25 protein-coding genes, 2 tRNA genes and 1 other annotated feature are annotated in these 26,254 nt (G+C 67.5%); of the genes, 15 read left to right on the top strand and 12 right to left on the bottom strand.

Translation table 11 applies throughout. From position 1 onward, the window contains the following. Nucleotides 1–27 precede the first annotated feature (27 nt). From ASE75_RS07490 to ASE75_RS07475, 4 genes are all read left to right on the top strand, one after another. Nucleotides 28–1,110: a Zn-dependent alcohol dehydrogenase gene (locus tag ASE75_RS07490; RefSeq protein ID WP_055931363.1), complete on the top strand. Its 1,083-nt coding sequence runs from the start codon at nucleotides 28–30 to the stop codon at nucleotides 1,108–1,110. Beyond that, complete coding sequence (locus tag ASE75_RS07485; protein WP_055931361.1) at nucleotides 1,107–2,171, top strand: phosphotransferase family protein; 1,065 nt, start codon at nucleotides 1,107–1,109, stop codon at nucleotides 2,169–2,171. Before ASE75_RS07490 ends, ASE75_RS07485 begins: the two co-directional genes overlap by 4 nt. After that, nucleotides 2,168–2,968 carry an SDR family NAD(P)-dependent oxidoreductase gene (locus ASE75_RS07480; RefSeq protein ID WP_055931358.1) on the top strand — a complete coding sequence of 267 codons (801 nt, stop codon included), beginning with the start codon at nucleotides 2,168–2,170 and terminating at the stop codon, nucleotides 2,966–2,968. Before ASE75_RS07485 ends, ASE75_RS07480 begins: the two co-directional genes overlap by 4 nt. Nucleotides 2,969–3,187: 219 nt before the next feature. After that, on the top strand, nucleotides 3,188–4,141 hold the full coding sequence (locus tag ASE75_RS07475) for a TonB family protein (RefSeq protein WP_162233722.1): 954 nt from the start codon (nucleotides 3,188–3,190) through the stop codon (nucleotides 4,139–4,141). Nucleotides 4,142–4,331: 190 nt separating this feature from the next. Here the strand turns inward: ASE75_RS07475 and ASE75_RS07470 are convergent, their stop codons facing one another. From ASE75_RS07470 to ASE75_RS07450, 5 genes are all read right to left on the bottom strand, one after another. After that, nucleotides 4,332–5,222: an acyl-CoA thioesterase gene (locus ASE75_RS07470; protein WP_055931353.1), complete on the bottom strand. Its 891-nt coding sequence runs from the start codon at nucleotides 5,220–5,222 to the stop codon at nucleotides 4,332–4,334. 66 nt (nucleotides 5,223–5,288) lie between these two features. Further along, entirely contained in the window at nucleotides 5,289–6,416 is a 1,128-nt protein-coding gene (locus tag ASE75_RS07465; RefSeq protein ID WP_055931351.1) for an acyl-CoA dehydrogenase family protein, read from the bottom strand. A gap of 44 nt (nucleotides 6,417–6,460) precedes the next feature. After that, nucleotides 6,461–7,642, bottom strand: a complete 1,182-nt coding sequence (locus tag ASE75_RS07460; protein WP_055931349.1) for an acyl-CoA dehydrogenase family protein — start codon at nucleotides 7,640–7,642, stop codon at nucleotides 6,461–6,463. A 94-nt stretch (nucleotides 7,643–7,736) separates the two neighbouring features. Continuing rightward, the gene (locus ASE75_RS07455; RefSeq protein WP_055931347.1) at nucleotides 7,737–9,767 is read right to left on the bottom strand and encodes a 3-hydroxyacyl-CoA dehydrogenase NAD-binding domain-containing protein; all 2,031 of its coding nucleotides are present in this window, start codon (nucleotides 9,765–9,767) and stop codon (nucleotides 7,737–7,739) included. A gap of 47 nt (nucleotides 9,768–9,814) precedes the next feature. After that, complete coding sequence (locus ASE75_RS07450) at nucleotides 9,815–11,044, bottom strand: serine hydrolase domain-containing protein (RefSeq protein ID WP_055931341.1); 1,230 nt, start codon at nucleotides 11,042–11,044, stop codon at nucleotides 9,815–9,817. 174 nt (nucleotides 11,045–11,218) lie between these two features. On the opposite strand from ASE75_RS07450, the gene ASE75_RS07445 reads away from it, so the two are divergent. Next, nucleotides 11,219–12,922: a class I adenylate-forming enzyme family protein gene (locus ASE75_RS07445; RefSeq protein ID WP_055931339.1), complete on the top strand. Its 1,704-nt coding sequence runs from the start codon at nucleotides 11,219–11,221 to the stop codon at nucleotides 12,920–12,922. A gap of 7 nt (nucleotides 12,923–12,929) precedes the next feature. On the opposite strand, the gene ASE75_RS07440 is transcribed toward ASE75_RS07445, so the two are convergent. Both ASE75_RS07440 and glpK read right to left on the bottom strand, forming a co-directional pair. After that, nucleotides 12,930–14,402 (bottom strand): SulP family inorganic anion transporter, encoded by a 1,473-nt coding sequence (locus ASE75_RS07440; RefSeq protein ID WP_055931336.1) that lies wholly within the window; start codon nucleotides 14,400–14,402, stop codon nucleotides 12,930–12,932. Between the two features lie 79 nt (nucleotides 14,403–14,481). Continuing rightward, nucleotides 14,482–14,537: a sequence feature (sul1 is cis-regulatory element that is thought to sense ions involved in sulfur or methionine metabolism; They are found in Alphaproteobacteria), on the bottom strand. Between the two features lie 81 nt (nucleotides 14,538–14,618). Continuing rightward, nucleotides 14,619–16,079: a glycerol kinase GlpK gene (gene glpK / locus ASE75_RS07435; RefSeq protein WP_055931333.1), complete on the bottom strand. Its 1,461-nt coding sequence runs from the start codon at nucleotides 16,077–16,079 to the stop codon at nucleotides 14,619–14,621. A gap of 178 nt (nucleotides 16,080–16,257) precedes the next feature. On the opposite strand from glpK, the gene ASE75_RS07430 reads away from it, so the two are divergent. The 3 genes from ASE75_RS07430 to ASE75_RS07420 all read left to right on the top strand — a co-directional run bounded on the left by ASE75_RS07430 (nucleotide 16,258) and on the right by ASE75_RS07420 (nucleotide 17,669). Continuing rightward, nucleotides 16,258–17,421: an AI-2E family transporter gene (locus ASE75_RS07430; RefSeq protein ID WP_235512574.1), complete on the top strand. Its 1,164-nt coding sequence runs from the start codon at nucleotides 16,258–16,260 to the stop codon at nucleotides 17,419–17,421. A 44-nt stretch (nucleotides 17,422–17,465) separates the two neighbouring features. Further along, nucleotides 17,466–17,542 (top strand) — tRNA-Asp (locus tag ASE75_RS07425). 50 nt (nucleotides 17,543–17,592) lie between these two features. Continuing rightward, nucleotides 17,593–17,669 (top strand) — tRNA-Asp (locus ASE75_RS07420). 62 nt (nucleotides 17,670–17,731) lie between these two features. Here ASE75_RS07420 and ASE75_RS07415 read toward each other — a convergent pair. The 4 genes from ASE75_RS07415 to ASE75_RS07400 all read right to left on the bottom strand — a co-directional run bounded on the left by ASE75_RS07415 (nucleotide 17,732) and on the right by ASE75_RS07400 (nucleotide 19,170). Then, nucleotides 17,732–17,938 carry a DUF2842 domain-containing protein gene (locus tag ASE75_RS07415; RefSeq protein ID WP_055931330.1) on the bottom strand — a complete coding sequence of 69 codons (207 nt, stop codon included), beginning with the start codon at nucleotides 17,936–17,938 and terminating at the stop codon, nucleotides 17,732–17,734. Beyond that, the gene (locus tag ASE75_RS07410) at nucleotides 17,935–18,522 is read right to left on the bottom strand and encodes a 5-formyltetrahydrofolate cyclo-ligase (protein WP_082463852.1); all 588 of its coding nucleotides are present in this window, start codon (nucleotides 18,520–18,522) and stop codon (nucleotides 17,935–17,937) included. The genes ASE75_RS07415 and ASE75_RS07410 overlap by 4 nt, the downstream gene beginning before the upstream one ends. 154 nt (nucleotides 18,523–18,676) lie before the next feature. Continuing rightward, nucleotides 18,677–18,985, bottom strand: a complete 309-nt coding sequence (locus ASE75_RS07405) for a cell division protein ZapA (protein ID WP_055931328.1) — start codon at nucleotides 18,983–18,985, stop codon at nucleotides 18,677–18,679. Further along, entirely contained in the window at nucleotides 18,985–19,170 is a 186-nt protein-coding gene (locus tag ASE75_RS07400; protein WP_156340298.1) for a hypothetical protein, read from the bottom strand. Before ASE75_RS07400 ends, ASE75_RS07405 begins: the two co-directional genes overlap by 1 nt. Nucleotides 19,171–19,392: 222 nt before the next feature. On the opposite strand from ASE75_RS07400, the gene gap reads away from it, so the two are divergent. From gap to ASE75_RS07385, 3 genes are read left to right on the top strand one after another with little or no spacing between them, the layout of a single operon-like run. Beyond that, entirely contained in the window at nucleotides 19,393–20,403 is a 1,011-nt protein-coding gene (gap, locus tag ASE75_RS07395; RefSeq protein WP_055931325.1) for a type I glyceraldehyde-3-phosphate dehydrogenase, read from the top strand. Nucleotides 20,404–20,407: 4 nt separating this feature from the next. Beyond that, complete coding sequence (locus ASE75_RS07390; RefSeq protein WP_055931321.1) at nucleotides 20,408–20,866, top strand: MOSC domain-containing protein; 459 nt, start codon at nucleotides 20,408–20,410, stop codon at nucleotides 20,864–20,866. After that, nucleotides 20,863–22,053 (top strand): phosphoglycerate kinase, encoded by a 1,191-nt coding sequence (locus ASE75_RS07385; RefSeq protein WP_055931307.1) that lies wholly within the window; start codon nucleotides 20,863–20,865, stop codon nucleotides 22,051–22,053. Before ASE75_RS07390 ends, ASE75_RS07385 begins: the two co-directional genes overlap by 4 nt. A gap of 94 nt (nucleotides 22,054–22,147) precedes the next feature. Here the strand turns inward: ASE75_RS07385 and ASE75_RS07380 are convergent, their stop codons facing one another. Then, nucleotides 22,148–22,657: a TlpA family protein disulfide reductase gene (locus ASE75_RS07380; protein WP_055932118.1), complete on the bottom strand. Its 510-nt coding sequence runs from the start codon at nucleotides 22,655–22,657 to the stop codon at nucleotides 22,148–22,150. Nucleotides 22,658–22,840: 183 nt separating this feature from the next. Between ASE75_RS07380 and ASE75_RS07375 the strand changes: the two genes are divergently transcribed. The 4 genes from ASE75_RS07375 to ASE75_RS07360 all read left to right on the top strand — a co-directional run bounded on the left by ASE75_RS07375 (nucleotide 22,841) and on the right by ASE75_RS07360 (nucleotide 26,222). After that, nucleotides 22,841–23,749, top strand: coding sequence for a class I fructose-bisphosphate aldolase (locus tag ASE75_RS07375; protein WP_055932115.1), 909 nt, complete (start codon nucleotides 22,841–22,843; stop codon nucleotides 23,747–23,749). Between the two features lie 78 nt (nucleotides 23,750–23,827). Next, nucleotides 23,828–24,514: a thiamine phosphate synthase gene (gene thiE, locus ASE75_RS07370; RefSeq protein WP_055931304.1), complete on the top strand. Its 687-nt coding sequence runs from the start codon at nucleotides 23,828–23,830 to the stop codon at nucleotides 24,512–24,514. Nucleotides 24,515–24,637: 123 nt separating this feature from the next. Then, the gene (locus ASE75_RS07365; RefSeq protein WP_200922334.1) at nucleotides 24,638–25,606 is read left to right on the top strand and encodes a L,D-transpeptidase family protein; all 969 of its coding nucleotides are present in this window, start codon (nucleotides 24,638–24,640) and stop codon (nucleotides 25,604–25,606) included. A 19-nt stretch (nucleotides 25,607–25,625) separates the two neighbouring features. After that, nucleotides 25,626–26,222 (top strand): M23 family metallopeptidase, encoded by a 597-nt coding sequence (locus ASE75_RS07360; protein ID WP_055931298.1) that lies wholly within the window; start codon nucleotides 25,626–25,628, stop codon nucleotides 26,220–26,222. The last annotated feature ends 32 nt before the right edge of the window (nucleotides 26,223–26,254 follow it).

The following is a 26,254-nucleotide window of genomic DNA, read 5'->3' as shown; positions in this document are numbered from 1 at the left end:
TCTTGTCGCAGTCATTCGGAGATCCTTGTGAAAGCCGCCGTTCTTTTTGAAGCGAACACGCCGCTGTCGATCGAAGACGTCACGGTGTCGAAGCCCGCCCCGCGCGAGGTACTTATCCGCACGGTGGCGGTGGGTGTGTGCCGGTCCGACCTGCACTTCGTCGACGGGGCCTATCCGCACGCGATGCCGACGATTCCCGGCCATGAGGCGGCGGGCGTGGTCGAGGCGGTCGGCAGCGACGTGTCGACCGTGAAGGTCGGCGATCACGTCGTCACCTGCCTGTCGGCGTTCTGCGGACATTGCGAGTTCTGCGTCACCGGCCGCCTGTCGCTGTGCGTCGATCCGAGCGTTCGGCGGCCCAAGGGTGCGCCGGCGCGGCTGATGCTCGGCGACAGGCCGATCGCGCAGATGCTGAACCTGTCCGCCTATGCGGAAATGATGCTGGTCCACGAACATGCCTGCGTCGCGATCGACCGCGACATGCCGATGGACCGCGCGGCGCTGCTCGGCTGCGCGATCACGACAGGCGCCGGCGCGGTGTTCAATACCACCGACGTAACGCCGGGCGAGACGGTGTGCGTGGTCGGGTGCGGCGGGATCGGTCTGGCCGCAATCAACGCGGCGAAGATCGCCGGCGCGGCCAGAATCATCGCGCTGGATCCGGTTCCGGAAAAGCGCACGATCGCCGAAAAGCTGGGCGCGACGCACAGTTTCGACGCGCTGTCCGACACCGCGGCGGAGGAGGTGATCGCGTTGACCAAAGGCGGCGTCCACCACGCGATCGAGGCGGTCGGTCGCCCGCAATCGGCGGCAACGGCGGTCAAGGTACTGCGTCGGGGCGGCACCGCGACGATCCTTGGCATGATGCCGCTGGGGGAGAAGGTCGGCCTGTCGGCGATGGACCTGCTGGCGGGCAAGCGGTTGCAGGGTGGCCTGATGGGATCGAACCGGTTTCCGGTCGATATTCCCCGGCTGGTCGATTTCTACATGCGCGGGCAACTGGACCTCGACACGATCATCGCCGAGCGCCTGCCGCTGGAGCGGATCAACGATGCGTTCGACGAACTGCGCCGGGGTGATGCGACCCGCAGCGTGGTGACCTTCGCATGAGCGCCGCATCGGCGGGCATGGAAGGGACGATCGCCGTTGGCGAACGGGACCGCATCGACCTTGACCGCCTGGGCGACTGGATGCGCGGGGCGGTCGACGGCTTCGCCGGGCCGCTGTCCTATGCCAAGTTCGCCGGCGGTCAGTCCAACCCGACCTATCGGCTCGACACGCCGGACAAGGCCTATGTCCTGCGGCGCAAGCCGTTCGGTCCGATCCTGCCATCGGCCCATGCGGTCGACCGGGAATACCGGGTCATCGCCGGGCTGCACCCGACCGGCTTTCCCGTGCCGCGCCCCTATGGCCTGTGCGAGGATCCGGCCGTCATCGGTTCAGCCTTCTATGTGATGGAGATGGTCGAGGGGCGGACGATCTGGGACGGGGCGATGCCCGGCCTGACGCCGGACGACCGGAGTGCGCGTTACGCGGCGATGGTCGATACGCTCGCCGCCCTGCACACTACCGATTATGCTGCGGCCGGTCTGGAAAGCTATGGCAAGCCGGGCAACTACTTCGAGCGGCAGGTCGCCCGCTGGACCAAGCAGTATCGCGCGGCGGAAACGGAGCGGATGGACTCGGTCGAGCGGCTGATCGACTGGCTGCCGCGTACCCTGCCCGAACAGACGGCGACGTCGATCGTCCACGGCGATTACCGCGTCGACAACATGATCTTCGCCAGCGACGCACCGCGCGTCATCGCGGTACTCGACTGGGAATTGTCGACGCTGGGCGATCCGCTGGCCGATTTCTCGTATTTCCTGATGAGCTGGGTGACCGAGCCGGAGGGGCGATCGGGCGTGCAGGGGCTGACCGGGCCGGAAACGGGCATCCCGACCGTCGAGGCGGTGGTCGAACGATATTGCGCCGCGACCGGGCGGGACGGCGTGCCCGACCTGAACTGGTATTTCGCCTACAACCTGTTCCGCCTGACCGGCATCGTTCAGGGGATCAAGCGGCGGATCATCGACGGCACCGCCTCCAGCGCACAGGCCGAGCAGACGGTCGCGCGAATCCATGGGCTGGCGGACGCGGCGTGGGCCTTTGCGGTGAAGGCCGGCGCATGACGCGTTTCGCCGATCGCTCCATCATCGTCACCGGGGCGGGATCCGGCATCGGTCGCGCCGCCGCGCTGGCGTTCGCGGCAGAGGGTGGCTCTGTCGTCGCCGCCGATATCAGCGAAGGCGTGGACGATACCGCGCGGATGATCGGCGAGGCCGGCGGGATTGCCCGGGCCATTCGCATGGATGCCGGCCGCGAGGAGGATGTCGTCCGCACCATCGCGCTGGCGTGCGATGCCCATGGCGGGCTGGACGTGATGGTGGCCAATGCCGGGATTTCGGGCGGGATGGCGAACATCTTCGACACCGACGTGGCACTGATGACCGACGTGCTGCGGATCAACCTGATCGGGCCGTTCCTCGCCATCAAGCATGCGGCACCGCTGATCGCCGAGCGCGGCGGCGGGGCGATCGTGCTGACGGCCAGCGTGGCGGGGCTGCGATCGGGGGCCGGATCACCCGCCTATTCCGCGTCCAAGGCTGGCGTCATCAATCTGGCGCAGGTCGCAGCACAGCAATTGTCCGGGTCTAACGTGCGCGTCAATGCGATCTGCCCGGGCCTGACCGAGACGGGCATGACGAAACCGACGTTCGACTATGCGCGCGATGCGGGCAAGATCGACCGGGTCGGTCGGTTGAACCCGCTGCGTCGGGGTGCGCAGGCGGAGGAACTGGCGAACGTCATCCTGTTCCTGGCATCCGCCGAGGCGAGCTATGTCAACGGGCAGGCGCTGGCGGTGGATGGCGGGCTGTCGTCCAGTCATCCGGTGACGCGACAGGATTATGGCAGGACCGCCGTCTGAGCAGACTTGTGATCCGCGCAGATGCGGATCATCCTTCGCTCCATGAGGTACCTAGCTCCGAGTCTCACAATTCTAACCCTGTTGCTTGGCGGAGCGCAGAGTCCGCCGGTCGTTCATGTCGCGCCATCGGCGCCGATGCCGCAAATAGCCCCACCGGTCTGGCGGCCACCGTCGCCTCGCGTGCTTGGCTGGGACGCAGGGCCTGTAAGCTGCGGTGGCGTGGTACAGGCCGTTGTGCGCGGTCCCCGGGTCGATCCGGTCATCGTACAGCGTTATCCGGCAGCACCATCGTCGATGCCGGTCGTGGTGACGTTCGCGATCGATTCCGCTGGGCGACCCCACGCGATCGGCCGGGCACGCGATGCCTATGGCGACGGCAGCCAGGATATCGTGCCCGCGCTGGCGGCCGCACGGTTCGCGTCCGGCGCAGCGCGGACCGGGTGCGAGATCCGGTTCACCGCCACGCAGGCGACCATCGAAGAGGCACCGGCGCAGATGGTGGTGGCGGCGACGATCTTTCCCGAGGTCCGTCCGCCACGCGCGGCCTATGCGCGGGGATTCGCGCCGGACACGGACTGCATGACACCACCGCCCGAGGTTCGCCTTCGGGCCTATCCCGACTTCAAGGCGATCCCGCAGGAGCCGGGAACCAGCGACTGGACGCTGGTGGGTTACGACATCGGCGCGTCCGGCAAGCCATCAGCGATCGGTGTGCGGTATTCCAGCGGCAATGCCGCGCTGGACCGGGCGGCGGTGACGGCCGTCGGGCGGTCGCGGTTCGAGCCGGGCAAGCGGCGGGGCTGCGCCTATCCCTATTGGCGGCGCGGGGCGGCGCTGGCGGCTCCGGTATCGCCGGAAGCCCTGAAGGTGCGGCCGGCAGGATCGACCTGCCCGATCGAGACAGGGTGGGCGACAAAACCGGTGCTGCGCTATCCCACCGCGTTCAGCCGGCGGCGGATCGAGGGCTGGGCGGTCGTCGCGTTCGATGTCGCGCCGTGGGGGCAGACCGGCAATGTCCGGGTGATCGCGGCGGAGCCGGCGGCGGCGTTCGGGGATGCGGCGATGCAGGTCATCCGCCAGGCGACCCAGCCGCCGTCGCAGGGCTATGTCGGCTGCATCGAACGCGTCCGGTATGTCATGCCGAACAGGGAAGGCGAGCCGGAGACGGAGTGATCCGGAAGGTTACAAAGGTTACACCGGGAGCGGGGGGTAGCCTATGTGGACAGGGGGACGGGGTTTGCGGGAAAAGTGTGCACTTCGGATGTGACGTCGGCATTCGAGGGCGGCGTTGGATTGCATCCTCAAGGGTGAAGCAAAAATCGCTGCAATAGGACAGCGGTTTTTCCGATGCGACCCGATACCGTCAGTCGCGCAGGCGGATCAGCCCCTCCTGCGCGACGCTGGCGACCAGCCGGCCGTCGCGGGTGAAGATGCTGCCGCGATTGAAGCCGCGGGCGTGCCCGGCCCAGGGGCTGTCGGTGGCGTAGAGCAGCCAGTCGTCGATGCGGAAATTGTCGTGCAGCCAGATCGCGTGATCGAGGCTGGCGGTCTGGAGATTGTGCGTCATCCAGTTGACGGCGTGGGGCAGGGTGCAGGTGCCGAGCAACTGCATGTCGGAGGCATAGGCCAGGATCGCGCGGTGGATCGCGGGATCGTCGCCGACGCCGGCGCAGACGCGGAACCAGCTGTGCTGCAACGGCGGCTGGGCCACGGGGCTGGCCCAGTCGCGCGGCGTCACCGGGCGGATCTCGATCGGCCGCGCGCGCAGCATGTGGCGGCGGAACTTCGGCGGGATCGCATCGACCGCCTCGGCCCGCAGGTCGCGTTCGGATCGCAGCCCGTCCGGCGCGGGCACGTCGGGCATCGTCGCCTGATGCGCCAGCCCGGTTTCGGGCGTCTGGAACGATGCGGCAAGGTTCAGGATCGGCATGCCGCGCTGCATCGCGACCACGCGTCGGTTGGCGAAGCTGCGTCCGTCGAAATCACGTTCCACCCGGTACACGATCGGGTGATCCTCGCTGCCGGGCCGCATGAAATAGGCGTGGAGCGAATGGGCGACCTTGCCGCCGTCGGTCGATCGCTGTGCGGCCTGCAGGGCCTGGGCGATGACCTGACCGCCGAACACACGACCTTCGCCGCCCGGTTGCCGGGGGCCGCGATACAGGTCGGTGTCGATTTCCTCGACATCCAGCAACGCGACGAGACCGCGGGCCAGATCCTCAGGACTGGTGTCAGGATTGGTGTTCAGGTCCATGCGATTCAGGCTCTTGTTCGTCGTCGGCGGGAGCAGCCCCGAGACGACGGAGGGTCAATTCCGGCCTCAGTATCCCGCCGCCAGCGCCACGCGGTCGGCGTGGAAATTGGCATCGCCGAACATTTCGCTCAGGACGCGCGCGCGCTTCATGTAGAAGCCGATGTCATATTCGTCGGTCATGCCGATGCCGCCGTGCATCTGGATCCCCTCCTGCACGCTGAGCGTCGTCGCCATCGCGGTCATCGCCTTGGCGACCGATACCGCCGCGTCGGCCTCGGGCGAGCGGGCGTCGAGCAGTTGCTGTGCCTTCAGGACGGCGGCGCGGGCGACCTCCATTTCCGAATAGAGATGCGCGGCACGGTGTTGCAGCGCCTGGAAACTGCCGATCCGTACACCGAACTGCTTGCGTTCCTTCAGATAGGCGACGGTCCGGTCCATCGCGCCGGAGCCGACCCCGACCAGCTCGGCGGCGGCACCGGCGCGGCCGGCGTGGAGCAGGCGGTCGAGCACGACGCGGCCGGCATCGACCTCGCCGATCACCGCGTCAGCATCCACGGTCACGCCGTCGAAGGAGAGGCGGGCGGCGAGGCTCGAGTCCGCCAGCCGTTCGGGTGTCGCGGTCAGACCGGGCGCATCGCGTTCGACCGCGAACAGGGTCACGCCGTCGCGGTCGCCCGCGTCGCCGGCGGTGCGGGCGGCGACGATCAGCAGGTCGGCGACATGACCATGGGTGACGAACTGCTTGGTGCCATTCAGGGTGAAGCCGTTGCCCGAGCGGGTCGCCTTCAATGCGATGCTGTCACGGTGTTTCGGCCCGTCGTCGATCGCAAGCGCGGCGACGACGTCGCCGGCGACGATGCCGGGAAACCAGCGATCGGCCTGCGCCGTGCCCTTCAGTGCGGCGACGGCGGCAACGGCGGTGGACAGGAACGGGGAAGGCGACAGGTTGCGGCCGATCTCCTCCAGCACCACACCCGCCTCGACATGCCCCATGCCCATACCACCATGCGATTCATCGACAAGAACGCCGGTGAAACCCATGTCGGCAAAGGATTTCCACAGGTCGCGCGAAAAGCCGACCGGGTCGTTGGCGTCGCGCAACGCCCGCATGTGGCTGACCGGCGCATGGTCCGCCACAAAATCGCGGATCGTGTCCTGCAATGCGGTCTGGTCTTCGTCTAGAAACAGGGGCATGGAACGTCTTTCTCAGGCAGGATGCGAGGACAGGGAGCGGGCTTTCAGGCGGGCAGGTCGAGGATCCGCTTGGCGACGATGTTGAGCTGAATTTCGCTGGTGCCGCCCTCGATCGAGTTCGCCTTGGTACGCAGCCACGCGCGGGCACCGGCCCCGCCGTTCGATGCCACGCTTTCCCATTCCAGCGCATCGGCCCCGCCGGCGGCCATCATCAGTTCGTGGCGGCTCTTGTTCAGTTCGGTACCGTAATATTTCATCATGCTGGGCTGGGCCGGATGCGCGCGGCCGGCCTTCAGCTCGTCGATGAAGCGTTCGGACATGGCGCGAAATGCACTCGCGCGGACCTCGAACGTGGCGATCTGCGCGCGGAGCAGCGGGTCGGCGAGGCGACCGTCCGGCCCGATGCCGATCGTCGCGATCGCGCCGTCGATCAGCGGATTGCCGCTGGCGGTGCCAAGGCCCATGCCGGAGATCATTTCGCGCTCGTGACCCAGCAGATATTTGGCGACGTCCCAGCCCTTGTTCTCGTCATGGACGCGCTGGTTTTTCGGCACCTTCACATTGTCCATGAAGGTTTCGCAAAAAGGAGAGTAGCCGGAGATGAGCAGGATCGGCTTGGTCGAGACGCCGGGCGAGGTCATGTCGAACAGGACGAAGCTGATTCCGCCCTGTTTGCTGGTCTTGTCGGTACGGACGAGGCAGAAGATCCAGTCGGCCTTGTCGGCGTAGCTGGTCCAGACCTTCTGGCCGTTCACGATGTAATGATCGCCCGCATCCTCGGCCGAGGCGGCGAGCGAGGCGAGGTCGGATCCGGCATTGGGTTCGGAATAACCCTGGCACCAGCGGATTTCACCGCGCGCGATCTTGGTCAGATGGTCTAGCTTCTGCTCCTCGGTGCCGTACTTCAGCAGGGCCGGCCCGAGCATCGAAATACCAAAGCTGTTAAGCGGGTTGCGCGCCTTTATGGCCGCCATTTCTTCGCGCAGGATCTTGGTTTCGGCCGGCGACAGGCCGCCGCCGCCATAGGCGCGGGGCCAGTCGGGCACGGTCCAGCCGCGCGCGGCCATGCGGTCCATCCAGTCCTTCTGCGCGGGGCTGGACGGTTTGAAGTTGCGGCCGCCCCAGCAGATATCGGCATCGGACCGCACGGGTTCGCGCATTTCGGGTGGGCAGTTTTCGGCGAGCCATGCGCGGGTTTCGGTGCGGAAGGTGTCGAGATCGGTCATGGGGTCGTCTCCGTCATTCCAGACAATGAAGTGTCCCGCCCATGGCTCTGGATCCCGACGTGCGCCGGGATCACGAAGGCGGGGCGGGCAAGGTTCACTTGATCTTTCCGCCGCTTGCGGCCGCGTCCTTCAGCGAGGCGGCAACCGGGAACCCGTGTTTTTCGAGGCCGGCGACGACCTTGGGCAGCCCCTCGGTCTGCGCCCAGAACATCGGGCCGCCGCGATAGACCGGCCAGCCATAGCCATAGATCCAGACGACATCGATGTCGGACGCGCGCTGGGCCTTGCCTTCCTCCAGGATCAGCGCGCCCTCGTTGACCATCGTGTAGAGCGTGCGTTCGATGATCTCGTCGTCGCTGATCTCGCGGACGGTCGCGCCGGAGGATTTGCGGAAATCCTCGATGATCTCGGCCACGCGAGGCGAGGGGGTCGGATTGCGTTTCTCGTCATAGTCGTAGAAACCGGCCTGCTTCTTCTGGCCCCAGCGCCCCTCGGCGGCGAGCGCGTCGCGGATGCTTTCGATGCGGGTCGGGTCGCGGTGCCAGCCGATGTCGACGCCGGCGAGGTCGCTCATCTGGAATGGCCCCATCGGCATGCCGAACGCGACATGGACACGGTCGATCTGTTCGGGCGTCGCGCCCTCCAGCAGCAGCTTCATCGCCTCGACCTGACGTGGCATCAGCATGCGGTTGCCGATGAAGCCGTGGGTGACGCCGGCGACGACCGCGACCTTGCGGATGGTCTTGGCCAGCGCCATCACCGTTGCCAGCACGTCGTCGGCGGTCTTGTCGCCGCGCACGACCTCCAGCAATTTCATGACGTTGGCAGGCGAGAAGAAGTGCATGCCGACGACGTCCTCGGGACGCTGCGTGCAGGCGGCAATTTCGTCGATGTTCAGATAGGAGGTGTTGGACGCGAGGATCGCGCCCGCTTTGCAGATCGCGTCGAGGCGGGTGAAGATGTCCTTCTTGACCTCCATCGTCTCGTACACCGCCTCGATGATGAGGTCGCAGTCAGCGAGGTCGTCGAAGTTCAGCGTCGGGGTCAGCGCGTCCATCGCGGCGGTGACCTGTTCGGGCTTCAGCCGGCCCTTGGCCGCCGAGGCCTCGTAATTCTTGCGGACGACGCTCGTGCCGCGATCGAGCGCCTCCTGCTGCATCTCGACGATGGTGACGGGGATGCCGGCCGACAGGAAGTTCATGGCGATGCCGCCGCCCATGGTGCCCGCGCCGATGACGCCGACGCGGCGGATCGGGCGCAGGGGCGTGTCGGCGGGGACGTCGTCGATCTTGGCGGCCTGGCGGTCGGCGAAGAAGATGTGGCGCTGGGCGGCGGACTGGACGCCCATCATCAGCCGCATGAACTCCTGGCGCTCAAACGCGAGGCCGTCGGCGAAGCTGGAGCCGTCGGACGCCTTCTCGATGCAGGCGATGTTGGCGAGCGGAGCCTCGAACCCGCGGAAGCGGCGGGCATTGTCCTTTTTGAACGCGGCGATCGCGTCCGGGTCGGCCTGTACCGTCTTTTCCGACGCGCGGGGCAGCGGGCGTACCGACGCGATCTCGCGGGCGAAGGCGATCGCGTCGGCGGCAAGGCTGTCCTCGCCGACGATGCGGTCGATCAGGCCGGCCTGGGCGGCGAGCTTGGCCGGGATGGGATCGCCCTTGGCGGTCATTTCCAGTGCCAGCTTCACGCCGGCGATGCGGGGCAGGCGTTGCGTGCCGCCCGCGCCCGGGAGCAGGCCGAGCTTCACCTCGGGCGTGCCGATCTTGGCGGAGGGCACGGCGACGCGGTAGTGGCAGCCAAGCGTGACTTCGCAGCCGCCGCCAAGCGCGGTGCCGTGGATCGCCGCGACGACGGGCTTGTCGCTGGCCTCAATTATGTCGACCAGCGTGGGGAGGCCCGGTTCCTGCATCGGCTTGCCGAATTCGGTGATGTCGGCCCCGGCGAAGAAGGTGCGGCCGTCGCAGCGGATGACCATGGCGGTCACGGACTCGTCGGCGGTGCCTTCGCGGATCGCGGCCTCAAGCCCCTGGCGGACGGCGGCACCCAGCGCGTTGACCGGCGGGTTGTCGGAAACGATGACGAGGATGTCGTCGTGGCGTTCGGTGCGGATGGGGGATGTCATTTCGTGGTCTCCTGCGCGGGTCGCATGTGTCTGGGTAAGGGGAGAGATCAGGTCATCGCGGCGTAGATCATCGTCTTCAGCGCGCGGTGGATGGGGTGGGCGGTGATGGGGCTGAGCTGGGTCATGAACACCATCGTCACGCGCTCCACGGGGTCGACGAAGAAGGTGGTGGAATACATGCCGCTCCAGAAATAGTGGCCGACCGACCCCGGCATCATCGTGCGGGCGACGTCGGTCGTGACGGCGACACCAAGGCCGAAGCCGGTGCCGGCCGCGTCGCTGAACAGCGAGGTCGACAGGTCGGGAAGCGCCGCGCCGCCGGGCAGGTGGTTGCGGGTCATCAGGTCGATCGTCTTGCGGCCGAGGATCCGCGCGCCGTCCAGCTCGCCGCCGTTCAGCAGCATCAGGCAGAAGCGGTGATAGTCGAGGGTGGACGACACGAGGCCGCCGCCGCCGGACAGCAGGCGGGGGGTTTTGGCCCACAGGCTCGTTTCACCGCGGTCGTACATCACCCGGCCCTTGCCCGGCAGGATCGTGTAGCAGTCGGTCAGGCGGTCGAGGCTGGCCTCCGGCACGACGAAACCGGTGTCGGTCATCTTCAGCGGCGCGAAGATGCGGGTGGCGAGGAACCGGTCGAGCGGCAGGCCGGACACGCGCTCGATGACAGCGCCGAGCACGTCGGTCGCCACCGAGTAATTCCACGCGGAGCCGGGCGAAAACTCCAGCGGCAACTGCCCCAGCGCGGCGACGAAGCCGTCGAGATCATGGCCGCCGTGCCAGCGTTCGAGCTTGCCGGTGCGGTAGGCGGCGTCGATGTTCGAGCGGTTCTGGAAACTGTAGGTCAGGCCGGCGGTGTGACGCAGCAGGTCGATCATCCGCATCGGCTGGGCGGGCCGGCGGGTAACGAACGGCATGCCGCCGCCGCCGCCGTCATAGACACCGATGTCGGCAAATTCGGGCAGCACCAGCGATACGGGATCGTCGAGCGCGACTAGGCCCGCCTCGACCAGCATCATGAACGCGACCGAGGTCACCGGCTTGGTCATCGAGGCGATGCGGAACAGCGATCCTTCGTCGATCGTGCGGCCGTGGCCGTCGCGGGCGGCACCCTGACTGCTGAAATGCACGACCGCGCCGTCGCGGGCGATGAGCAGCTGGGCGTGCGGCAGGATACCGGTTTCGATGTACCGATCGGCGATGAATACGTCGATCCGCTCCAGACGTGCGGCGTCGAAACCGTGCAGCCCGGGTTTCGCCCGCTTCGTCGACACGCCCATACCTCTCATTCGAACCAATTCGGCTTGCCCGTGATGCTATTGCCTTGAGCGCCGTACAAATCAACTATAACCTGTATTCGGACTGGCGATAAGCCAAACCCGACATTCAAGATACGAAGTGGATCGTCCGTGGTAAGCGTATTTCCCAGCACCCCGCCAGGCGACTGGCCGGCCATGACGATCGCGCAGGCCACAGCGGCGCTGACCGCCGCCGGCGCGCGCTTCGAGATGGAGACGATCCCGATTCGCGGGATTCCGACGCGGGTGTGGAAGAACGCGCCGCCGACGCTAGCATGGCTGGCGGCGGCCGCGCGCGGGCATGGCGAGCGGCTGTTCACGATCCACGAGGACGAGCGGGTCAGTTACGAGGCGACATACCGCGCGACGGCGACGCTGGCCGCGCGGCTGGTGACGATGGGGGTCGGCAAGGGCGACCGGGTGGCGATCGCGATGCGCAACCTGCCCGAATGGCCGGTCGCGTTCTTCGCCGGCGCGGCGATCGGCGCGATCATCGTGCCGCTGAACGCGTGGTGGACCGGTGGCGAACTGGAGTTCGGACTGGCCGATTCCGGCGCGAGGATCTTCATCACCGATGCCGAGCGGCATGCGCGGCTGGCCGACCATTATGCGGCCCTGCCGGCGCTGGAACAGGTGCTGGTGTCGCGCGCGACGACGCCGTTGACCGGGATCGCCAGCCGGCTGGAGGATGCGATCGGCACGCCGCATGACTGGGCGACGCTGCCCGACCTGGCGCTGCCGCCGGTGGACCTGCTGCCGGATGACGATGCGACGATCTTCTATACCAGCGGCACGACGGGGCATCCCAAGGGGGCGCTGGGCACCCACCGCAACCTGACGACCAACATCCTGTCGGCCGGCTTTTCCGCCGCGCGGGCGATGCTGCGCCGGGGCGAGGTGCCGCCGGCCGCGCCGGTGCCGAAGACGATGCTGACGGTCATCCCGCTGTTCCACGTCACCGCGTGCAGCGCGACGATGATGGGGGCGATCGCCAGCGGCAGCACATTGGTCTTCATGCGCAAGTGGGACACGGTGCGGGCGATGGAAATCATCGAGCGCGAGCGGGTGCATGCGACCGGTGGCGTGCCGACGATCGCGTGGCAGTTGCTGGAACATCCTGACCGCGCAAAATACGACCTCTCGTCGCTCGAGATGATCTCCTATGGCGGAGCACCGTCCGCGCCCGAACTGGTGCGGCGGATCCATGCCGAGTTCGGTGCGCTGCCCGGCAATGGCTGGGGCATGACCGAAACGATGGCGACGGTGACCAGTCATGTGGGTGAGGATTACCTGCACCGGCCCGACAGCGCCGGACCGCCGGTCGCGGTCGCCGACCTGAAGATCATGGGCGAGGACGGCTTGACCGAAATGCCGGTCGGGCAGGTCGGCGAACTGTGGGCGCGCGGGGCGATGATCGTGAAGGGATACTGGAACCGGCCCGAGGCGACGGCGGCGACCTTTGTCGACGGATGGGTGCGGACCGGTGATCTCGCACGGCTGGACGAGGAGGGGTTCTGCTACATCGTCGACCGCGCCAAGGACATCATCATCCGCGGCGGCGAGAACATCTATTCGACCGAGGTCGAGAACGTCCTGTACGCGCACCCGGCGGTTACCGACTGCGCGCTGGTCGGCGTGCCGCACCGGATACTGGGCGAGGAGCCGGTGGCGGTGGTGCACCTGTGCCCGGGCTGTTCGGCGAGCGAGGCGGAATTGCAGGATTGGGTCCGCGCGCGGCTGGCCGGGTTCAAGGTGCCGGTGGCGATCCGCTTCGTCGACGATACCCTGCCGCGCAACGCGAACGGGAAGATCCTGAAAAAGGATCTGCGCGCGTTGTTCGCGGATATGGCGGTGGCGTGATCCCGGATCACCCCCGCGCCAGCGGCGCGTGGCGGTCGACCAGTATGGCGCTGGCCTCGTTCAGGCCGACCAGATCCACGGTCATGCCGTGGCGACGCATTTTCGCGACGACGTCGTCGAGCGCGCCGACCGCGGTGACGTCCCACAGATGTGCGGCCGTCAGGTCGATGCGCGCGCGGCGCGCGCTGTCGTCGGTGACGAACCGGTCGGTGAAGATGTCGGCGCTGGCGAAGAAGACCTGGCCCGTCACGGTGTAGATCCGGGTGTCGGTGACGGGATCGTGGTCGACCGCGACGTCCATCATCCGCGTCACCTTGAACGCGAAGAACACGCCGCTGAGCAGCACGCCGACCAGCACGCCGCGCGACAGGTCGTGGGTGGCGACGGTGACGACGACGGTCGCCAGCATGACGACGCCCGAAACCTTGGGATGTCGCGTCAGGTCACGCAGGGATTCCCAGGAAAAGGTGCTGATCGACACCATGATCATGATCGCGACCAGCGCCGCGACCGGCACCTGCGCGACCCAGGGGCGCAACGGGACCATGACGACCAGCAGGAACACGCCCGCGACCAGCGTCGACAGCCGGCCGGTGCCGCCATAGCGGACATTGCCGACCGTCTGGCCGATCATGCCGCAGCCGGCGATACCGCCGAACAGCCCGGCGGCCATGTTGGCAAGGCCGAGACCGGTGCATTCGCGGGCCTTGGAACTGGTGGTCGCGGTCAGATCGTCGACGACCTGCGCGGTCATCATCGATTCGAGCAGGCCGACCGCCGCCATCGCCAGCGCATAGGGCGCGACGATGGCCAGCATGTCGAGCGTCGCGGGCACGCCGGGCAGCGCGAAAGCGGGCAGCGACGACGGCAGGCGGCCGAGATCGCCGACCGTCGCGATCGGCATCGGGAAGGCGATGGCGATCGCGGTCAGCACGACGATGCAGATCAGCGGCGAGGGGATGGCGGTGGTGATCAGGGGCAGCAGGTAGATAATGGCGAGGCCGCCGGCGATCATGGCATAGGTGTGCCACGTCACATCGAGCATCTGGGGCACCTGCGCCGAAAAGATCAGGATCGCGAGCGCGTTGACGAACCCGGTGCGGACCGAGCGCGACACGAAACGCATCAACACGTCGAGCTTCAGCAGGCCGAAGACGATCTGGAACGCGCCGGCGAGGATCGTCGCGGCGAGCAGATATTGCAGGCCGTGCGCATGTACCAGCGCGGCGGCGACCAGCGCAACCGATCCCGCCGCGCCCGAGATCATCGCCGGGCGGCCACCGGCGATGGCGATGACGATGCCGATGATGAACGAGGCGAACAGGCCGACTTCGGGGTCGATGCCGGCGACGAAGGAAAAGGCGATGACTTCGGGGATCAGTGCGAAGGTGCCGACCATGCCGGCCAGGATGTCGCGGCGGGCCATGGTCGGCCCGGCGAACCATTCGGTCCGGTACCGGGCGAGGGATTCGGTGGTCATTGTCATGGAGTGTCCGCAAATATCGCAGGTGCGCGGCGTGGCGGGGTGGCCACGGGCGTCGGTCACGGAAAGCGATGTGCGTTGTCCGGCGGATCGGCGGCCGGAATAGCCACCCGGAATTTCACCGGGTCCAGAGCGAGTGGGGCGGGTCTAGGGGAAAGCGTGCTGCGGTGCAATATCTGCCGTCTGCCCCGTATTCCGGCGCGGGAGCACGGGTCAGGCGACCACCGACCCGACCGCCGCCTTCCACCCCGCCAGTCGCGCGTCGCGCGGGGTGCTGGCCATCGTCGGCTCGAACCGCTCGACGTCGCCGCGCATCGTGCTCGCCTCGGCCAGGTCGGCGAAGACCCTCGCGCCAATTCCGGCCAGCATGGCCGCGCCAAGCGCCGTGGTTTCGGCAAAGCGCGGGCGTTCGACGACAAGACCGAGCATGTCGGCCAGATCCTGCGCCATCCAGTCGTTCGCGACCATGCCGCCGTCGATCCGCAGGGCCTGCCAGTCCTGCCCGTCGGCGGCGAACGCGGTCTTCAGGTCGTGCGCCTGATGCGCCATCGCCTCCAGCGCGGCGCGGACGATGTGGGCCTTCGTCGTCGCGAAGCTCATGCCGGTGATCGCCGCGCGGGCGTCGGGTTCCCACCACGGCGCGCCAAGCCCGCTGAGCGCGGGGACGAGGTAGACGCCGCCGGTGTCGGGCACGCTGCGCGCCAGCGTATCGGTTTCGCGCACGTCGCCGATCAGCCCGACCGAATCGCGCAGCCATTTGACGAGGCTGCCGGCGACGAACACCGATCCTTCGAGCGCGTAATGCCGTTCGCCGTCAAGCTGCCACGCAATGGTGGAGAGCAGGCGGTGGCGGGAGACGGGGCGGGTGGTGCCCGCCTGGGTCAGCACGAACGCGCCGGTGCCGAACGTCGCCTTGGTCTGGCCCGGCGCAAGGCAGGCCTGACCGATCGTCGCCGCCTGCTGATCGCCGGCGAGGCCACAGATCGGGATGGCCGCGCCGAACGCGGTGGTGGTGCCGAACGTGCCGGCGCAGTCGACGATCTCGGGCAGCGCGGCGCGGGGCACGCCGAACAGCGCGATCAGGTCGTCGTCCCAAACCCCTGTGTCGATGTTCATCAGCGCGGTGCGGCTGGCGTTGCTGGCGTCGGTGACGTGCAGCCCGCCGGTCAGGTTCCAGACGAGCCAGCTTTCCACGGTGCCGACCGCCAGCCGGTCGCCGGCGCTGGCGAGTTCGGGCCATTCGCGCATCGCCCAGCCGATCTTGGAGCCGGAAAAATAGGGGTCGAGGATCAGGCCGGTGCGGTCCTGCACCATCGCCTCGTGCCCAGCGTCGCGAAGCGCGCGGCAGTCGCCGGCGGTGCGGCGGTCCTGCCAGACGATGGCGGGGGATAGCGGCTGGCCGGTCGCGCGGTCCCAGAACACCACGGTCTCGCGCTGGTTGGTGATGCCGATCGCGGCGATCCGCTCCGCGCCGCCGCCTTGCGCGACCATCGCCGCGGTCACGCGCAGTGTCTTGCGCCAGATTTCGGCGGCGTCGTGTTCGACCCGGCCGGGGCGCGGATAATGCTGCTCCAGCTCGGTCGCCTCGCTGGCGATGCAGCGGCCGTCGAGCGCGAACAGCATCGCGCGGGTGGAGGTGGTGCCTTCGTCGATGACAAGGATATGATCGCGCATGATCCGATGCTAGCGGCGATTGCGTCGTGTTGGAATGGCGCTACGGTCCCGGCCCATGAACGAACAGACAAACCGCGAACATCCGGGCCGCGAACATCCGAGCCGCGAACAGACTGGCCGCGACCATGCCGGTGCCGGGCCGGTGATGACCGAGGGCGACAGCCTGCTGGGGACGCCGATGGGAATCGACACGGCCGACGCGCTGCGAATCGCGCAGCGGCGCGACCGGTTGCTCGCCGCGCTGACGCTGATCGCCGGCATCGGCCTGATGGTCGCGATGCCGTTCGCGTTGAAGGCGGGGGCGGAATTCTTCCTGCCGACGACCGCCGCGCTGGTGATCGCGGTCGCGCTGATTCCGATCCTGGAATGGCTGGAACGGCGGCGGGTGCCGTCGCCGCTGGCCGCGATCATCTGCGTCCTGCTGTTCCTGCTGGCCGCCAATGTCGCGATCGCCGCGATCGTGGTGCCCGCGTCCGACTTCTTCCGCCTGTTGCCCAGCCGGCTTGGGCAGATCCAGAGCAACCTTGCGCCGCTGCTCGACCTGTATTCCAGCCTGGAGAAATTCGCGAACAAGACGCTGCGCCAGATCGCGGCGACCCCGGCGAGGGCGCCGATGGTGTCCAGCTTCGGCACGCCGACGTCATTTATCGGCGGCGTCGCCAGTTCGGCCCCGGCGGTGATCGTCCAGCTGATCTTCGCGATCCTCGTCGTGTTCTTCTTCCTGTCGGGCTGGACCGGCATGCGCAAGCGGACGATCACCAACCGCGCCAGCTTCAACGGGGCGATGGCGACCGCGCGCGTCATCCAGGACGTGGTCGACGACGTGTCGGCCTATCTCGGGACGATCACGGTCATCAACGTGGCGCTTGGCCTTGTCGTGTCGCTGGCGCTGTGGCTGCTCGGCATGCCCTATCCGCTGATGTGGGGCGGCATCGTCGCGCTGCTGAACTACATTCCCTATTTCGGGCCGATCATCGCCGCCGCGCTGCTGGCGCTGGGCGGGCTGATGACGTTCAACGACATCTGGCTGGCGCTGCTGCCGCCGGTGGTGATGTACGGATGCCATCTGGTCGAGGCGAATGCGATCACGCCGTTCATCGTCGGTCACCGGCTGACGATCAATCCGGTGATGATCCTGATCTCGCTGAGCTTCTGGGGATGGGTGTGGGGGACGTCGGGCGCGTTGCTGGCGGTGCCGCTGCTCATCATCCTGCAGACCGTGCTGGGGGCGGCGGGCAAGCCCGATATCGCGGGCTTCCTGTTCGAGCACGGGACGCTGGTGCAGCCGCAGGAGGGGGCGGGGTCGCGTGAAAATAGCGGCGCGCCTGAAAAGAATGTTTGACGCGTCCGGCACACTGACATAGGTGGCGCGCCTCGACGCTTTCAGCGGGTGTAGCTCAGTTGGTTAGAGCGCCGGCCTGTCACGCCGGAGGTCGCGGGTTCGAGTCCCGTCACTCGCGCCATCCTTTCGTTGAAGGGACGGTCTTGAAAGAGTACGAGTACCCCGGGGTTTGCGGGTGTAGCTCAGTTGGTTAGAGCGCCGGCCTGTCACGCCGGAGGTCGCGGGTTCGAGTCCCGTCACTCGCGCCACCTTCGATCAGTTCGAAGGCGGCGCGAAACTCCCCCCCCTCAAATATCAGCCCCTTCGGCTATCAGCGAAGCCGCCCGGTTTCCATCCACCGCAGTAGCGGCTTCAACGGCGTGATCCAGATGATCCCCGTTACCAGATAGAAGATCGCCTGAAGCGCCCAGTGCCATTCGCCGATCACGCCGGACAGGCTGGCGATCGCGACGCACCACAGCGCGATGAGCGCGAGGATGGCGAACATCCCTGCGGGTTTGCGCCAGCTTGGCGTCATGATTCGATCCATTCCAGTTCGGTCGCGATGGCGTGGAGCGGCATGTCCCACGGATCGGCGACCAGGGTTTCGACCTCCTGCACGCTCCACGCGATGCCGACGCGCCAGGCGTTCGGCAGCAGCGCGAACGCGCGGTCGTAATAGCCCGCCCCCTGGCCCAGACGGGTACCGCGCCGGTCGAACCCAAGCAATGGCGTCAGGACGATATCGGGCACGGCCTCGGCGGCGTCGGCAGGCGGCTGCAGAAGGCCGTACGGGCCGTTTTCCAGGTCGCGGCCACATGGATACAGGAACCGCATGCGGTCGACCTCTTTGGCGGCTCCACGGCCAGCGACATGGGGCAGGGCGATCCGGCATCCCGCGTCACGGGCGGCGTCGGCGAACGGGGCGGGATCGGCCTCGTCGCCAAGCGGTACATAGGAAGCGACGGTCAGACCGGGCGCAAGGCGGCGGCGAAAGGCGTCGGGAACCGGCAATGCGCCATCCAGTGCAAAGCCGGCGTGCGCAAAGCCGGCGCGCGCGGCACGCAGGCGCGCGCGGCGGTCGCGCTTGTCGTCGCTGGGGGAGGGTGACGGGACCACCATGGCCGTGTGCCTTGTTATCCGCCGACGCCTGGTAACGTCAGGTGGGGACCATATACTCGGGACCAGGGTCCCAGCAGGGACAGCCCCCATGGATGATGAATAGCCTCAGGGATAATTTTAGGCTCGCACCGGGCAGTACCCGTCGCCTGCATACTTAGGGTGTCGGCGCGGTTTGCTCAAGGGTCGCCGCGAGCGACTCGAGCCGGTCGGCGATGCGGGCAAGCGCGGCCTCGCTGACCGCGGCCCCCGCCGGTGGCCGGGTTTCGGCATCGTCCAGATCGTCGGCCAGCATCAGCGCGACGAACAGCATCGCGCGCTCGGCATTCAGCCCGCCGGCCGCGCGGTTCGCCGCCGCCCAACGGCTGTCGAGCAGGCCGCCGAGATGGCGGACGCGGTGTTCCTCGCCGTCGCGACAGGCGACGATGTGCGGACGGCCGCCGATGGTCAGGGTGACGTCGGCCATCACCCGGTGCTTTCGCGGGCGATGACGTCGTCGAGCGCGGCGACCGCCTCGGCCATGCGCGCCTTCAACGCGGCGTGGCGCGCCGCCAGCGCGTCGGCGGCGCGGGCGCGCGCGTCGATCGCCGCCTCGATCCGCGCGATCGCGGCGTCGACCCGATCGGCCGCCGTGGGGGAAGTCTCTGTCATATCAGCCGAGATAGCATGCGCGTGACTGGCGGCAAGGACGAACCGGGATATGTACCGGTGCAATCCGTCCACCTGCGCGGTTGACGCGGTGAGCAAGGACTCGCAAAGGCTTCGCCGACTTGATCGTCGGTTGCGACGCGGGGGTTGCCCGTGGTCCGTATCCGGCGATGCCATGAGCAGGCGAGATCCTCGCGCGGACAACGACTTGAAGGAGACAGTTCGATGACGGTCAAGGTAGCGATCAATGGGTTCGGCCGTATCGGCCGCCTCGTCGCACGGGCGATTCTGGAGCGGGGCGACGGCCTGCTCGATCTGGTCGCGATCAACGACCTGGCCGATGCCAAGTCGAACGCCTGGCTGTTCAGCCGCGACAGCATCCACGGCCGCTATCCCGGCGTGGTGACGGCCGAGGGCAACGACATCGTGATCGACGGCAAGCATATCCGTGTGACCGCCGAGCGCGATCCCGCGAACCTGCCGCACAAGGAACTGGGCGTCGACCTGGTGCTGGAATGCACCGGTTTCTTCACCGATGACGTCGCCTGCCAGAAGCATATCGACGCAGGCGCGAAGAAGGTGCTGATTTCGGCGCCGGGCAAGAATGTCGACCTGACCGTCGTGTACGGCGTCAACCACGACAAGCTGACCGCCGACCACAATATCGTGTCGAACGCGTCGTGCACGACCAACTGCCTGGCCCCGGTCGCCAAGGTGCTGAACGATGCGATCGGCATCGAGCGCGGCCTGATGACGACGGTTCACGCCTATACCAACGATCAGAAGATTCTCGACCAGATCCACCCGGATCTGCGCCGGGCGCGCGCCGCCGCGATGTCGATGATCCCGACCACCACCGGGGCCGCGCGCGCGGTCGGTGAAGTGCTGCCCGAACTCAAGGGCAAGCTGGACGGTTCGGCGATCCGCGTGCCGGTGCCCGACGTCAGCCTCGTCGACCTGACCTTCACGCCGAAGCGCGACACGACGAAGGACGAGGTCAACGCGATCCTGAAGGCGGCGTCGGAAAGCGGCCCGCTGGTCGGCGTGCTGGTCTATTCGGACGAGCCGCTCGTCTCGATCGACCTGATGCACACGCCGCAATCGTCGACGGTCGACAGCCTGGAGACCGCGGTGATCGACGGCAAGCTGGTGCGCGTCGTCAGCTGGTACGACAATGAATGGGGCTTCTCGAACCGCATGGTCGACACCGCGACCGCGATGGCGAAGTTCCTCTAGGCCCATGACGGGACGCATCGCCGGCATTGCCCGTCACGGGCGACCCAAGGGTCCGATGGAGACGCTGGACCATGTCCATGTCTCCATCGAATCCGGGTTGGCCGGCGATTTTCGCGGGAGCGTGAAGCCCGGTGGTCGCGGCCGGCGTCAGGTGTCGCTGATCGAGCGGGGCGACTGGGACCGTGCGATGGCCGAAACCGGGCACAGCCTGCCATGGCAGGAGCGGCGCGCGAACCTGCTGGTCGACGGGCTGGACCTGCCGCAGGTTCCGGGCACGCGGCTGCGGATCGGCACGGTGGTCCTGCTGGTGACGCAGGAATGCGATCCGTGCAGCCGAATGGAGACGATCGCACCGGGGCTGAAGGCGGCGCTGACGCCGGACTGGCGCGGCGGCGTGCTGGCGCGCGTGGTCGCGGGCGGCGACATTGCGATTGGTGATACGATAGAGGTGGAACATCCATGACCAAGCCATTCAAGACGCTGGACGATATCGGTGAAGTTGCGGGCCGGCGGGTGCTGGTGCGCGAGGATCTGAACGTACCGATGGCCGATGGCCGGGTGACCGATGACACGCGCCTGCGCGCGACGCTGGCGACGGTGACCGAACTGGCCGACAAGGGTGCGATCGTGCTCGTGCTCGCGCATTTCGGGCGGCCCAAGGGGCAGCCGAGCGCCGAATTCTCGCTGGAGCAGATCGTCGCGCCCTATGCCGACGTGCTGGGCCGCCCGGTCCGGTTCATCGACTGGGAGGGGGCCGAGGGCGCGGTTGCTGCGCTGTCGGCTGGCGATATCGCTGTGCTGGAGAACACGCGGTTCTTCGGTGGCGAGGAGAAGAACGATCCCGCCGTCGTCGCGCGCTTCGCGGCACTGGGCGACCTGTATGTGAACGACGCGTTTTCGGCCGCGCACCGCGCGCATGCCTCGACCGAGGGACTGGCGCGGGCGTTGCCGGCGTTTGCGGGCCGCGCGATGGAGGCTGAACTCGACGCGCTGGAAAAGGCGCTGGGCAAGCCCGAGCATCCGGTCGCGGCGGTCGTCGGCGGGGCCAAGGTGTCGACCAAGCTCGACGTGCTGAAGCATCTGGTCGGCAAGGTCGATCACCTCATCATCGGCGGCGGCATGGCCAACACGTTCCTGGCCGCACGCGGGGTCGATGTCGGCAAGTCGCTGTGCGAGCACGACCTGGCGAGCGTCGCGGACGAGATCATGGCCGCGGCCGATGCGGCGCGCTGCACCGTCCATCTCCCCTATGACGTGGTGGTGGCCAAGGAATTCCGCGCCGATCCGCCGACGCGCACGGTGAACGTGCACGAGGTCGCGGCCGACGAGATGATCCTCGACGTCGGGCCGGCGGCGGTCGAATCGCTGGCCGACGTGCTGAAGAACTGCCGCACGCTGGTGTGGAACGGGCCGATGGGCGCGTTCGAGACGCCGCCGTTCGACACCGCGACGGTCGCGCTGGCGCGGACGGCGGCGGCGCTGACGCAGGACGGATCCCTTGTCTCGGTCGCGGGCGGCGGTGACACCGTCGCGGCACTCAATCAGGCGGGGGTGGGCGACCAGTTCACCTTCGTGTCGACCGCCGGCGGCGCGTTCCTGGAGTGGATGGAGGGGCGTGAATTGCCGGGCGTGGCGGCGCTGACGCGATAGTCATCAATCCGTCACCCACGAGCGTAGCGAAGCAATCCGGTGCGTAGCGGGCTGCTCTGGATTGCTTCGCTACGCTCGTGGGTGACGGGAAGGGTTAGCGCACCACACTCGGAGCCGGCGCGGAATCCTTCAACAAAGGCACCAGCAGGCTGTTCAGATCATCGAGGTCGAACGCGCCGGGTTTGGCGTACCGGACGATCCCGCCGCGATCGATCACATAGTTGGTCGGCAGCGCGCCCAGCACGCCGTAATTGCCCTTGATCCGCCGCGCTGACGGAATCGCCATCGCCGCGAACAGCGGTTTCAGCTTGAACGTGGGCAGCGAATCCTCGGTCGCGATCGTGAAGACCCGCAGGCCATTGGCTTTTCGCATCCGGTAATAGGCGTCGAGCAGCGGCAACTCCGCCTTGCACGGCCCGCACCACGTCGCCCAGAAATTGAGGACCACGACCTGCCCGCGCAGGTCGGCCATCGTAACCTTCGATCCGTCGAGCATCGTCAGCTGGAAATCCGACGCCCGGTCACCGACCTTCAGCGGTTCCGCCGAGACGGACGCCGTGGCCGCGAGCGCGAGCAGCGCGACGATGTGACGTAGCCAGACCATGGCGATGATTCCCCGCTGTTTTTCCCCGCCCATATGGTCGGATCCGGCCGGGTATGCGTCAAATGTTTTTTCCGTGCAGGCGTCCGTCAGGGCAGGGGATCCGACGTGCGCGGGGTTGAGCGCCGGCCGGTCACGGGCTAACCGCATGGCGAAGCACGACGATGCATATTCGAGGGGAAGATGATGACTCCGACCGTTAAGGCGATTCTCGACAAGTACGAGTCCGACAATCCCGGCGTGAAGACCAACCTCGCCCGCATCCTGATGCAGGGCAAGCTGGGCGGTACGGGCAAGCTCATCATCCTGCCCGTCGACCAGGGCTTCGAACACGGCCCCGCGCGCAGCTTCGCGATCAACCCGGCCGCCTATGATCCCCATTATCATTACCAGCTGGCGATCGACGCGGGGCTGTCGGCCTATGCCGCACCGCTCGGGATGCTGGAGGCGGGAGCGGACACGTTCGCCGGCCAGATCCCGACCATCCTGAAGCTGAACAGCTCGAACAGCTGGGCGACGCAGATCAACCAGGCGGTGACCGGCGGCGTCGACGACGCGCTGCGGCTGGGCTGTTCCGCGATCGGCTTCACCATCTATCCGGGTGCCGACGAGGTGTTCGACATGATGGAGGAGATCAAGGAACTGTCGGCGGAGGCCAAGGCCGTCGGTATCGCCACCGTCATCTGGTCCTATCCGCGCGGGGGCGACCTGCCCAAGTCGGGGGAACTGGCGCTCGACGTCGGGGCGTATGCCGCGCACATGGCGACGCTGCTGGGCGCGCACATCATCAAGGTGAAGCTGCCGGGCGACCATATCGAGCAGAAGGACGCCAAGAAGTCGTACGAGGGCACCGACTGGTCGAAGCAGTCGGACCGGGTCGCGCATGTCGTCCAGTCGTGCTTTGCCGGCCGGCGGATCGTGGTGTTCTCGGGCGGTGCGGCCAAGGGCGCGGACGCGGTGTATCAGGACGCGCGCGACATCCTGGCCGGCGGCGGCAACGGGTCGATCATCGGTCGCAACACGTTCCAGCGGCCACGCCACGAGGCGCTGGCGATGCTCGACAAGCTGGTGCGGATCTACAAGGGCGAGGAATAGGGGCGAGGAATAAGGGCGCTGGCGCGGGCGTGGTTGCCGGTAGTGGCGCCGCGCCCGTATAGTCGTTAGGGGGGCGGGATGATTGAAGACGATCCCCTCGGCCCCCTCGACCCGAATTTTGCCGCCGGCTTTTCCCGCGACATGCGCCGGCCGCCCTGTCAGTTGTATCTGGTATCGCCGCTCGATGTCGGCGGTGGCTTCCCCGACCGGCTTGCACGCGCGCTCGACGCCGGTCCGGTGGCCGCGTTCCAGTTCCGGGTGAAGGACATCGACCAGCATGCCGCCGCGCACCTGGCCGAGCCGCTGCAGCGGATCTGCGCGGACCGGGAAGTCGCGTTCATCGTCAATGACGATATCGGCCTGGCCAAACGGCTGGGTGCGGACGGCGTGCATCTGGGGCAGGGCGACGGCGACCCGCGCGAGGCCCGCGATTCGCTGGGGCCGACCGCGCAGATCGGGGTTACCGTCCACGACAGCCGCCATCTGGCGATGGAGGCGGGCGAGGCCAATGCCGATTACGTCGCGTTCGGCGCGTTCTTCCCGACGACGACCAAGACGGTCGAGCATGTCGCCGATCCGGTCCTGCTGAGCTGGTGGTCGACGCTGTTCGAGATACCGTGCGTGGCGATCGGCGGGATCACGCCGGCCAACGCCGCGCCGCTGGTCAAGGCCGGCGCGGATTTCCTGGCGGTATCGCACAGCGTATGGGGCGGGGACGAAGCCGCCGCTGTCCGGGCCTTTGCCGAAATCCTCGCAAAACGCTGAGTTCGTTGCGCGGCGGAAACAAGACGCCCGCCGACCGTTTCCCTCCACAGCGTAACAGTGGAGGATGATGGCATGACATATCGGGCAATGATCGGGGCTGGTATCGGCGCGGGATTGATGGCCATGGCCGGCGCGGCATCGGCGCAGACCGGCACCCCCGTGCGGGCACCGGTGACGGTCGACCGGAGCGTGCTGCATGTGCAGGTCATCCTCGACCATCTGGGATTTTCGCCGGGCGTGCTGGACGGACGCGAGGGCAAGTCGCTGGCCGCGGCGTTGAAGGGATTTCAGGAGCAGCGCGGATTGCCGGAAACCGGCAAGGCCGATGCCGCCACCCTGCGCGCGCTCTACCTCTATCGCCAGATGCGGCCCACCACCGTCATCGCGCTGACGCCCGAAATGCTGGCCGGTCCCTATACCAATCCGTTCCCCAGGGACGCGCCCGAGCAGGCCAAGCTGCCGATGCTGGGGTACAAGACGGTGATGGAGAAGCTGGGCGAGATGTTCCACACCACCCCGGCGGTGCTGATGGCGCTGAACAGCCCGCAGACGAAGCTGACGGCGGGGACGAAGGTGGTGTTCCCCAACGCGCTGCCCGACGCCGCCAATTACGACCCGAAATTGCCGGAAGACTGGCGGGCGACGCTGGCGTCGCTGAACGTCGGGTCGAACCAGCCGCAGGGCGCGAAGGTGGTCGTCGACAAGTCCGACGAGGTGCTGCGCGTGCTGGACAAGGACGGCAAGCTGGTCGCGCAGTTCATGGCGACGATGGGGTCGCAATATGACCCGCTGCCAATCGGGTCGTGGACGATCAAGGGCGCGGCCTATAATCCGCCGTTCCATTACAACCCCAAGCTGTTCTGGGACGCGGACAACAGCGACAAGAAGGCGTTGCTGCCGCCGGGGCCGAACGGTCCGGTCGGCGTCGTCTGGCTCGACCTGTCGAAGCCGCATTACGGCATCCACGGGACGCCAAATCCCGAGACGATCGGCCGGGCCGAAAGCCATGGCTGCATCCGGCTGACCAACTGGGACGCGGCGCGGCTGGCACTAATGGTCAAGCCGGGGACGCCGGCCGTTTTCCAGAACTAGGGTCCGGAGCGGAGAGGCCATGAACCGGGTCGGCTGGATCATCCTTGGCATTATCGTCGTCGTGGTGGGTCTGTTCGTGTCGATGACCGACTTCGGCGTTGCGGGCGGTGGTAGAGTCGCCCCGCGGTTCGATCCGGTCGCTTCGGTCGTCGAGCGGGTCCAGCCGACCGTGCGCGCCCTGACGGTGCCGGTCGCGGGCGTGCCGCGCGACGCGATCGGTGACAGCTGGGGCGATGCGCGTGAAGGCGGTGCGCGGGCGCATCATGGCACCGACATCATGGCCCCGGCCGGCACGCCGGTCGTGGCGGCGGCGGCGGGCACGGTGGAAAAGCTGTTCCAGAGCGAGCGGGGCGGGACGACCGTGTACGTTCGTTCGCCGGCGCGTCGCTGGACCTATTACTACGCGCATCTGGCCGGGTACGCGGCGGGTCTTCACGAGGGGCAGGCGGTGAAACGCGGGACGCTGCTCGGCTATGTCGGCGATACCGGGGATGCGGGCGCGGGCAATTATCACCTGCATTTCGGCCTGACCCGCACCGATCCGGGCGAGCGGTGGTGGCAGGGCCAGGACATCAATCCCTATCCGCTGCTTGCGGGAAAAGGGGCCGGACGGTAAGGGCGGCGGCCAACAGCTCTTTCAAACAGGTA

It is taken from the genome of Sphingomonas sp. Leaf17 (assembly GCF_001421505.1).
Taxonomy (GTDB): domain Bacteria; phylum Pseudomonadota; class Alphaproteobacteria; order Sphingomonadales; family Sphingomonadaceae; genus Sphingomonas.
This window is presented reverse-complemented; position numbering and strand designations above follow the sequence as displayed.

What these genes read in the sequence shown, in the direction of transcription:
- ASE75_RS07485 (WP_055931361.1), top strand. Translation starts at nt 1,107, where the DNA reads ATGAGCGCCGCATCGGCGGGCATGGAAGGGACGATCGCCGTTGGCGAA.
- ASE75_RS07480 (WP_055931358.1), top strand. Translation starts at nt 2,168, where the DNA reads ATGACGCGTTTCGCCGATCGCTCCATCATCGTCACCGGGGCGGGATCC.
- ASE75_RS07470 (WP_055931353.1), bottom strand. Translation starts at nt 5,222, where the DNA reads ATGGACCTGAACACCAATCCTGACACCAGTCCTGAGGATCTGGCCCGC.
- ASE75_RS07465 (WP_055931351.1), bottom strand. Translation starts at nt 6,416, where the DNA reads ATGCCCCTGTTTCTAGACGAAGACCAGACCGCATTGCAGGACACGATC.
- ASE75_RS07460 (WP_055931349.1), bottom strand. Translation starts at nt 7,642, where the DNA reads ATGACCGATCTCGACACCTTCCGCACCGAAACCCGCGCATGGCTCGCC.
- ASE75_RS07455 (WP_055931347.1), bottom strand. Translation starts at nt 9,767, where the DNA reads ATGACATCCCCCATCCGCACCGAACGCCACGACGACATCCTCGTCATC.
- ASE75_RS07450 (WP_055931341.1), bottom strand. Translation starts at nt 11,044, where the DNA reads ATGGGCGTGTCGACGAAGCGGGCGAAACCCGGGCTGCACGGTTTCGAC.
- ASE75_RS07445 (WP_055931339.1), top strand. Translation starts at nt 11,219, where the DNA reads ATGACGATCGCGCAGGCCACAGCGGCGCTGACCGCCGCCGGCGCGCGC.
- ASE75_RS07440 (WP_055931336.1), bottom strand. Translation starts at nt 14,402, where the DNA reads ATGACCACCGAATCCCTCGCCCGGTACCGGACCGAATGGTTCGCCGGG.
- glpK (WP_055931333.1), bottom strand. Translation starts at nt 16,079, where the DNA reads ATGCGCGATCATATCCTTGTCATCGACGAAGGCACCACCTCCACCCGC.
- ASE75_RS07430 (WP_235512574.1), top strand. Translation starts at nt 16,258, where the DNA reads ATGGGAATCGACACGGCCGACGCGCTGCGAATCGCGCAGCGGCGCGAC.
- ASE75_RS07415 (WP_055931330.1), bottom strand. Translation starts at nt 17,938, where the DNA reads ATGACGCCAAGCTGGCGCAAACCCGCAGGGATGTTCGCCATCCTCGCG.
- ASE75_RS07410 (WP_082463852.1), bottom strand. Translation starts at nt 18,522, where the DNA reads ATGGTGGTCCCGTCACCCTCCCCCAGCGACGACAAGCGCGACCGCCGC.
- ASE75_RS07405 (WP_055931328.1), bottom strand. Translation starts at nt 18,985, where the DNA reads ATGGCCGACGTCACCCTGACCATCGGCGGCCGTCCGCACATCGTCGCC.
- ASE75_RS07400 (WP_156340298.1), bottom strand. Translation starts at nt 19,170, where the DNA reads ATGACAGAGACTTCCCCCACGGCGGCCGATCGGGTCGACGCCGCGATC.
- gap (WP_055931325.1), top strand. Translation starts at nt 19,393, where the DNA reads ATGACGGTCAAGGTAGCGATCAATGGGTTCGGCCGTATCGGCCGCCTC.
- ASE75_RS07390 (WP_055931321.1), top strand. Translation starts at nt 20,408, where the DNA reads ATGACGGGACGCATCGCCGGCATTGCCCGTCACGGGCGACCCAAGGGT.
- ASE75_RS07385 (WP_055931307.1), top strand. Translation starts at nt 20,863, where the DNA reads ATGACCAAGCCATTCAAGACGCTGGACGATATCGGTGAAGTTGCGGGC.
- ASE75_RS07380 (WP_055932118.1), bottom strand. Translation starts at nt 22,657, where the DNA reads ATGGTCTGGCTACGTCACATCGTCGCGCTGCTCGCGCTCGCGGCCACG.
- ASE75_RS07375 (WP_055932115.1), top strand. Translation starts at nt 22,841, where the DNA reads ATGACTCCGACCGTTAAGGCGATTCTCGACAAGTACGAGTCCGACAAT.
- thiE (WP_055931304.1), top strand. Translation starts at nt 23,828, where the DNA reads ATGATTGAAGACGATCCCCTCGGCCCCCTCGACCCGAATTTTGCCGCC.
- ASE75_RS07365 (WP_200922334.1), top strand. Translation starts at nt 24,638, where the DNA reads ATGGCCGGCGCGGCATCGGCGCAGACCGGCACCCCCGTGCGGGCACCG.
- ASE75_RS07360 (WP_055931298.1), top strand. Translation starts at nt 25,626, where the DNA reads ATGAACCGGGTCGGCTGGATCATCCTTGGCATTATCGTCGTCGTGGTG.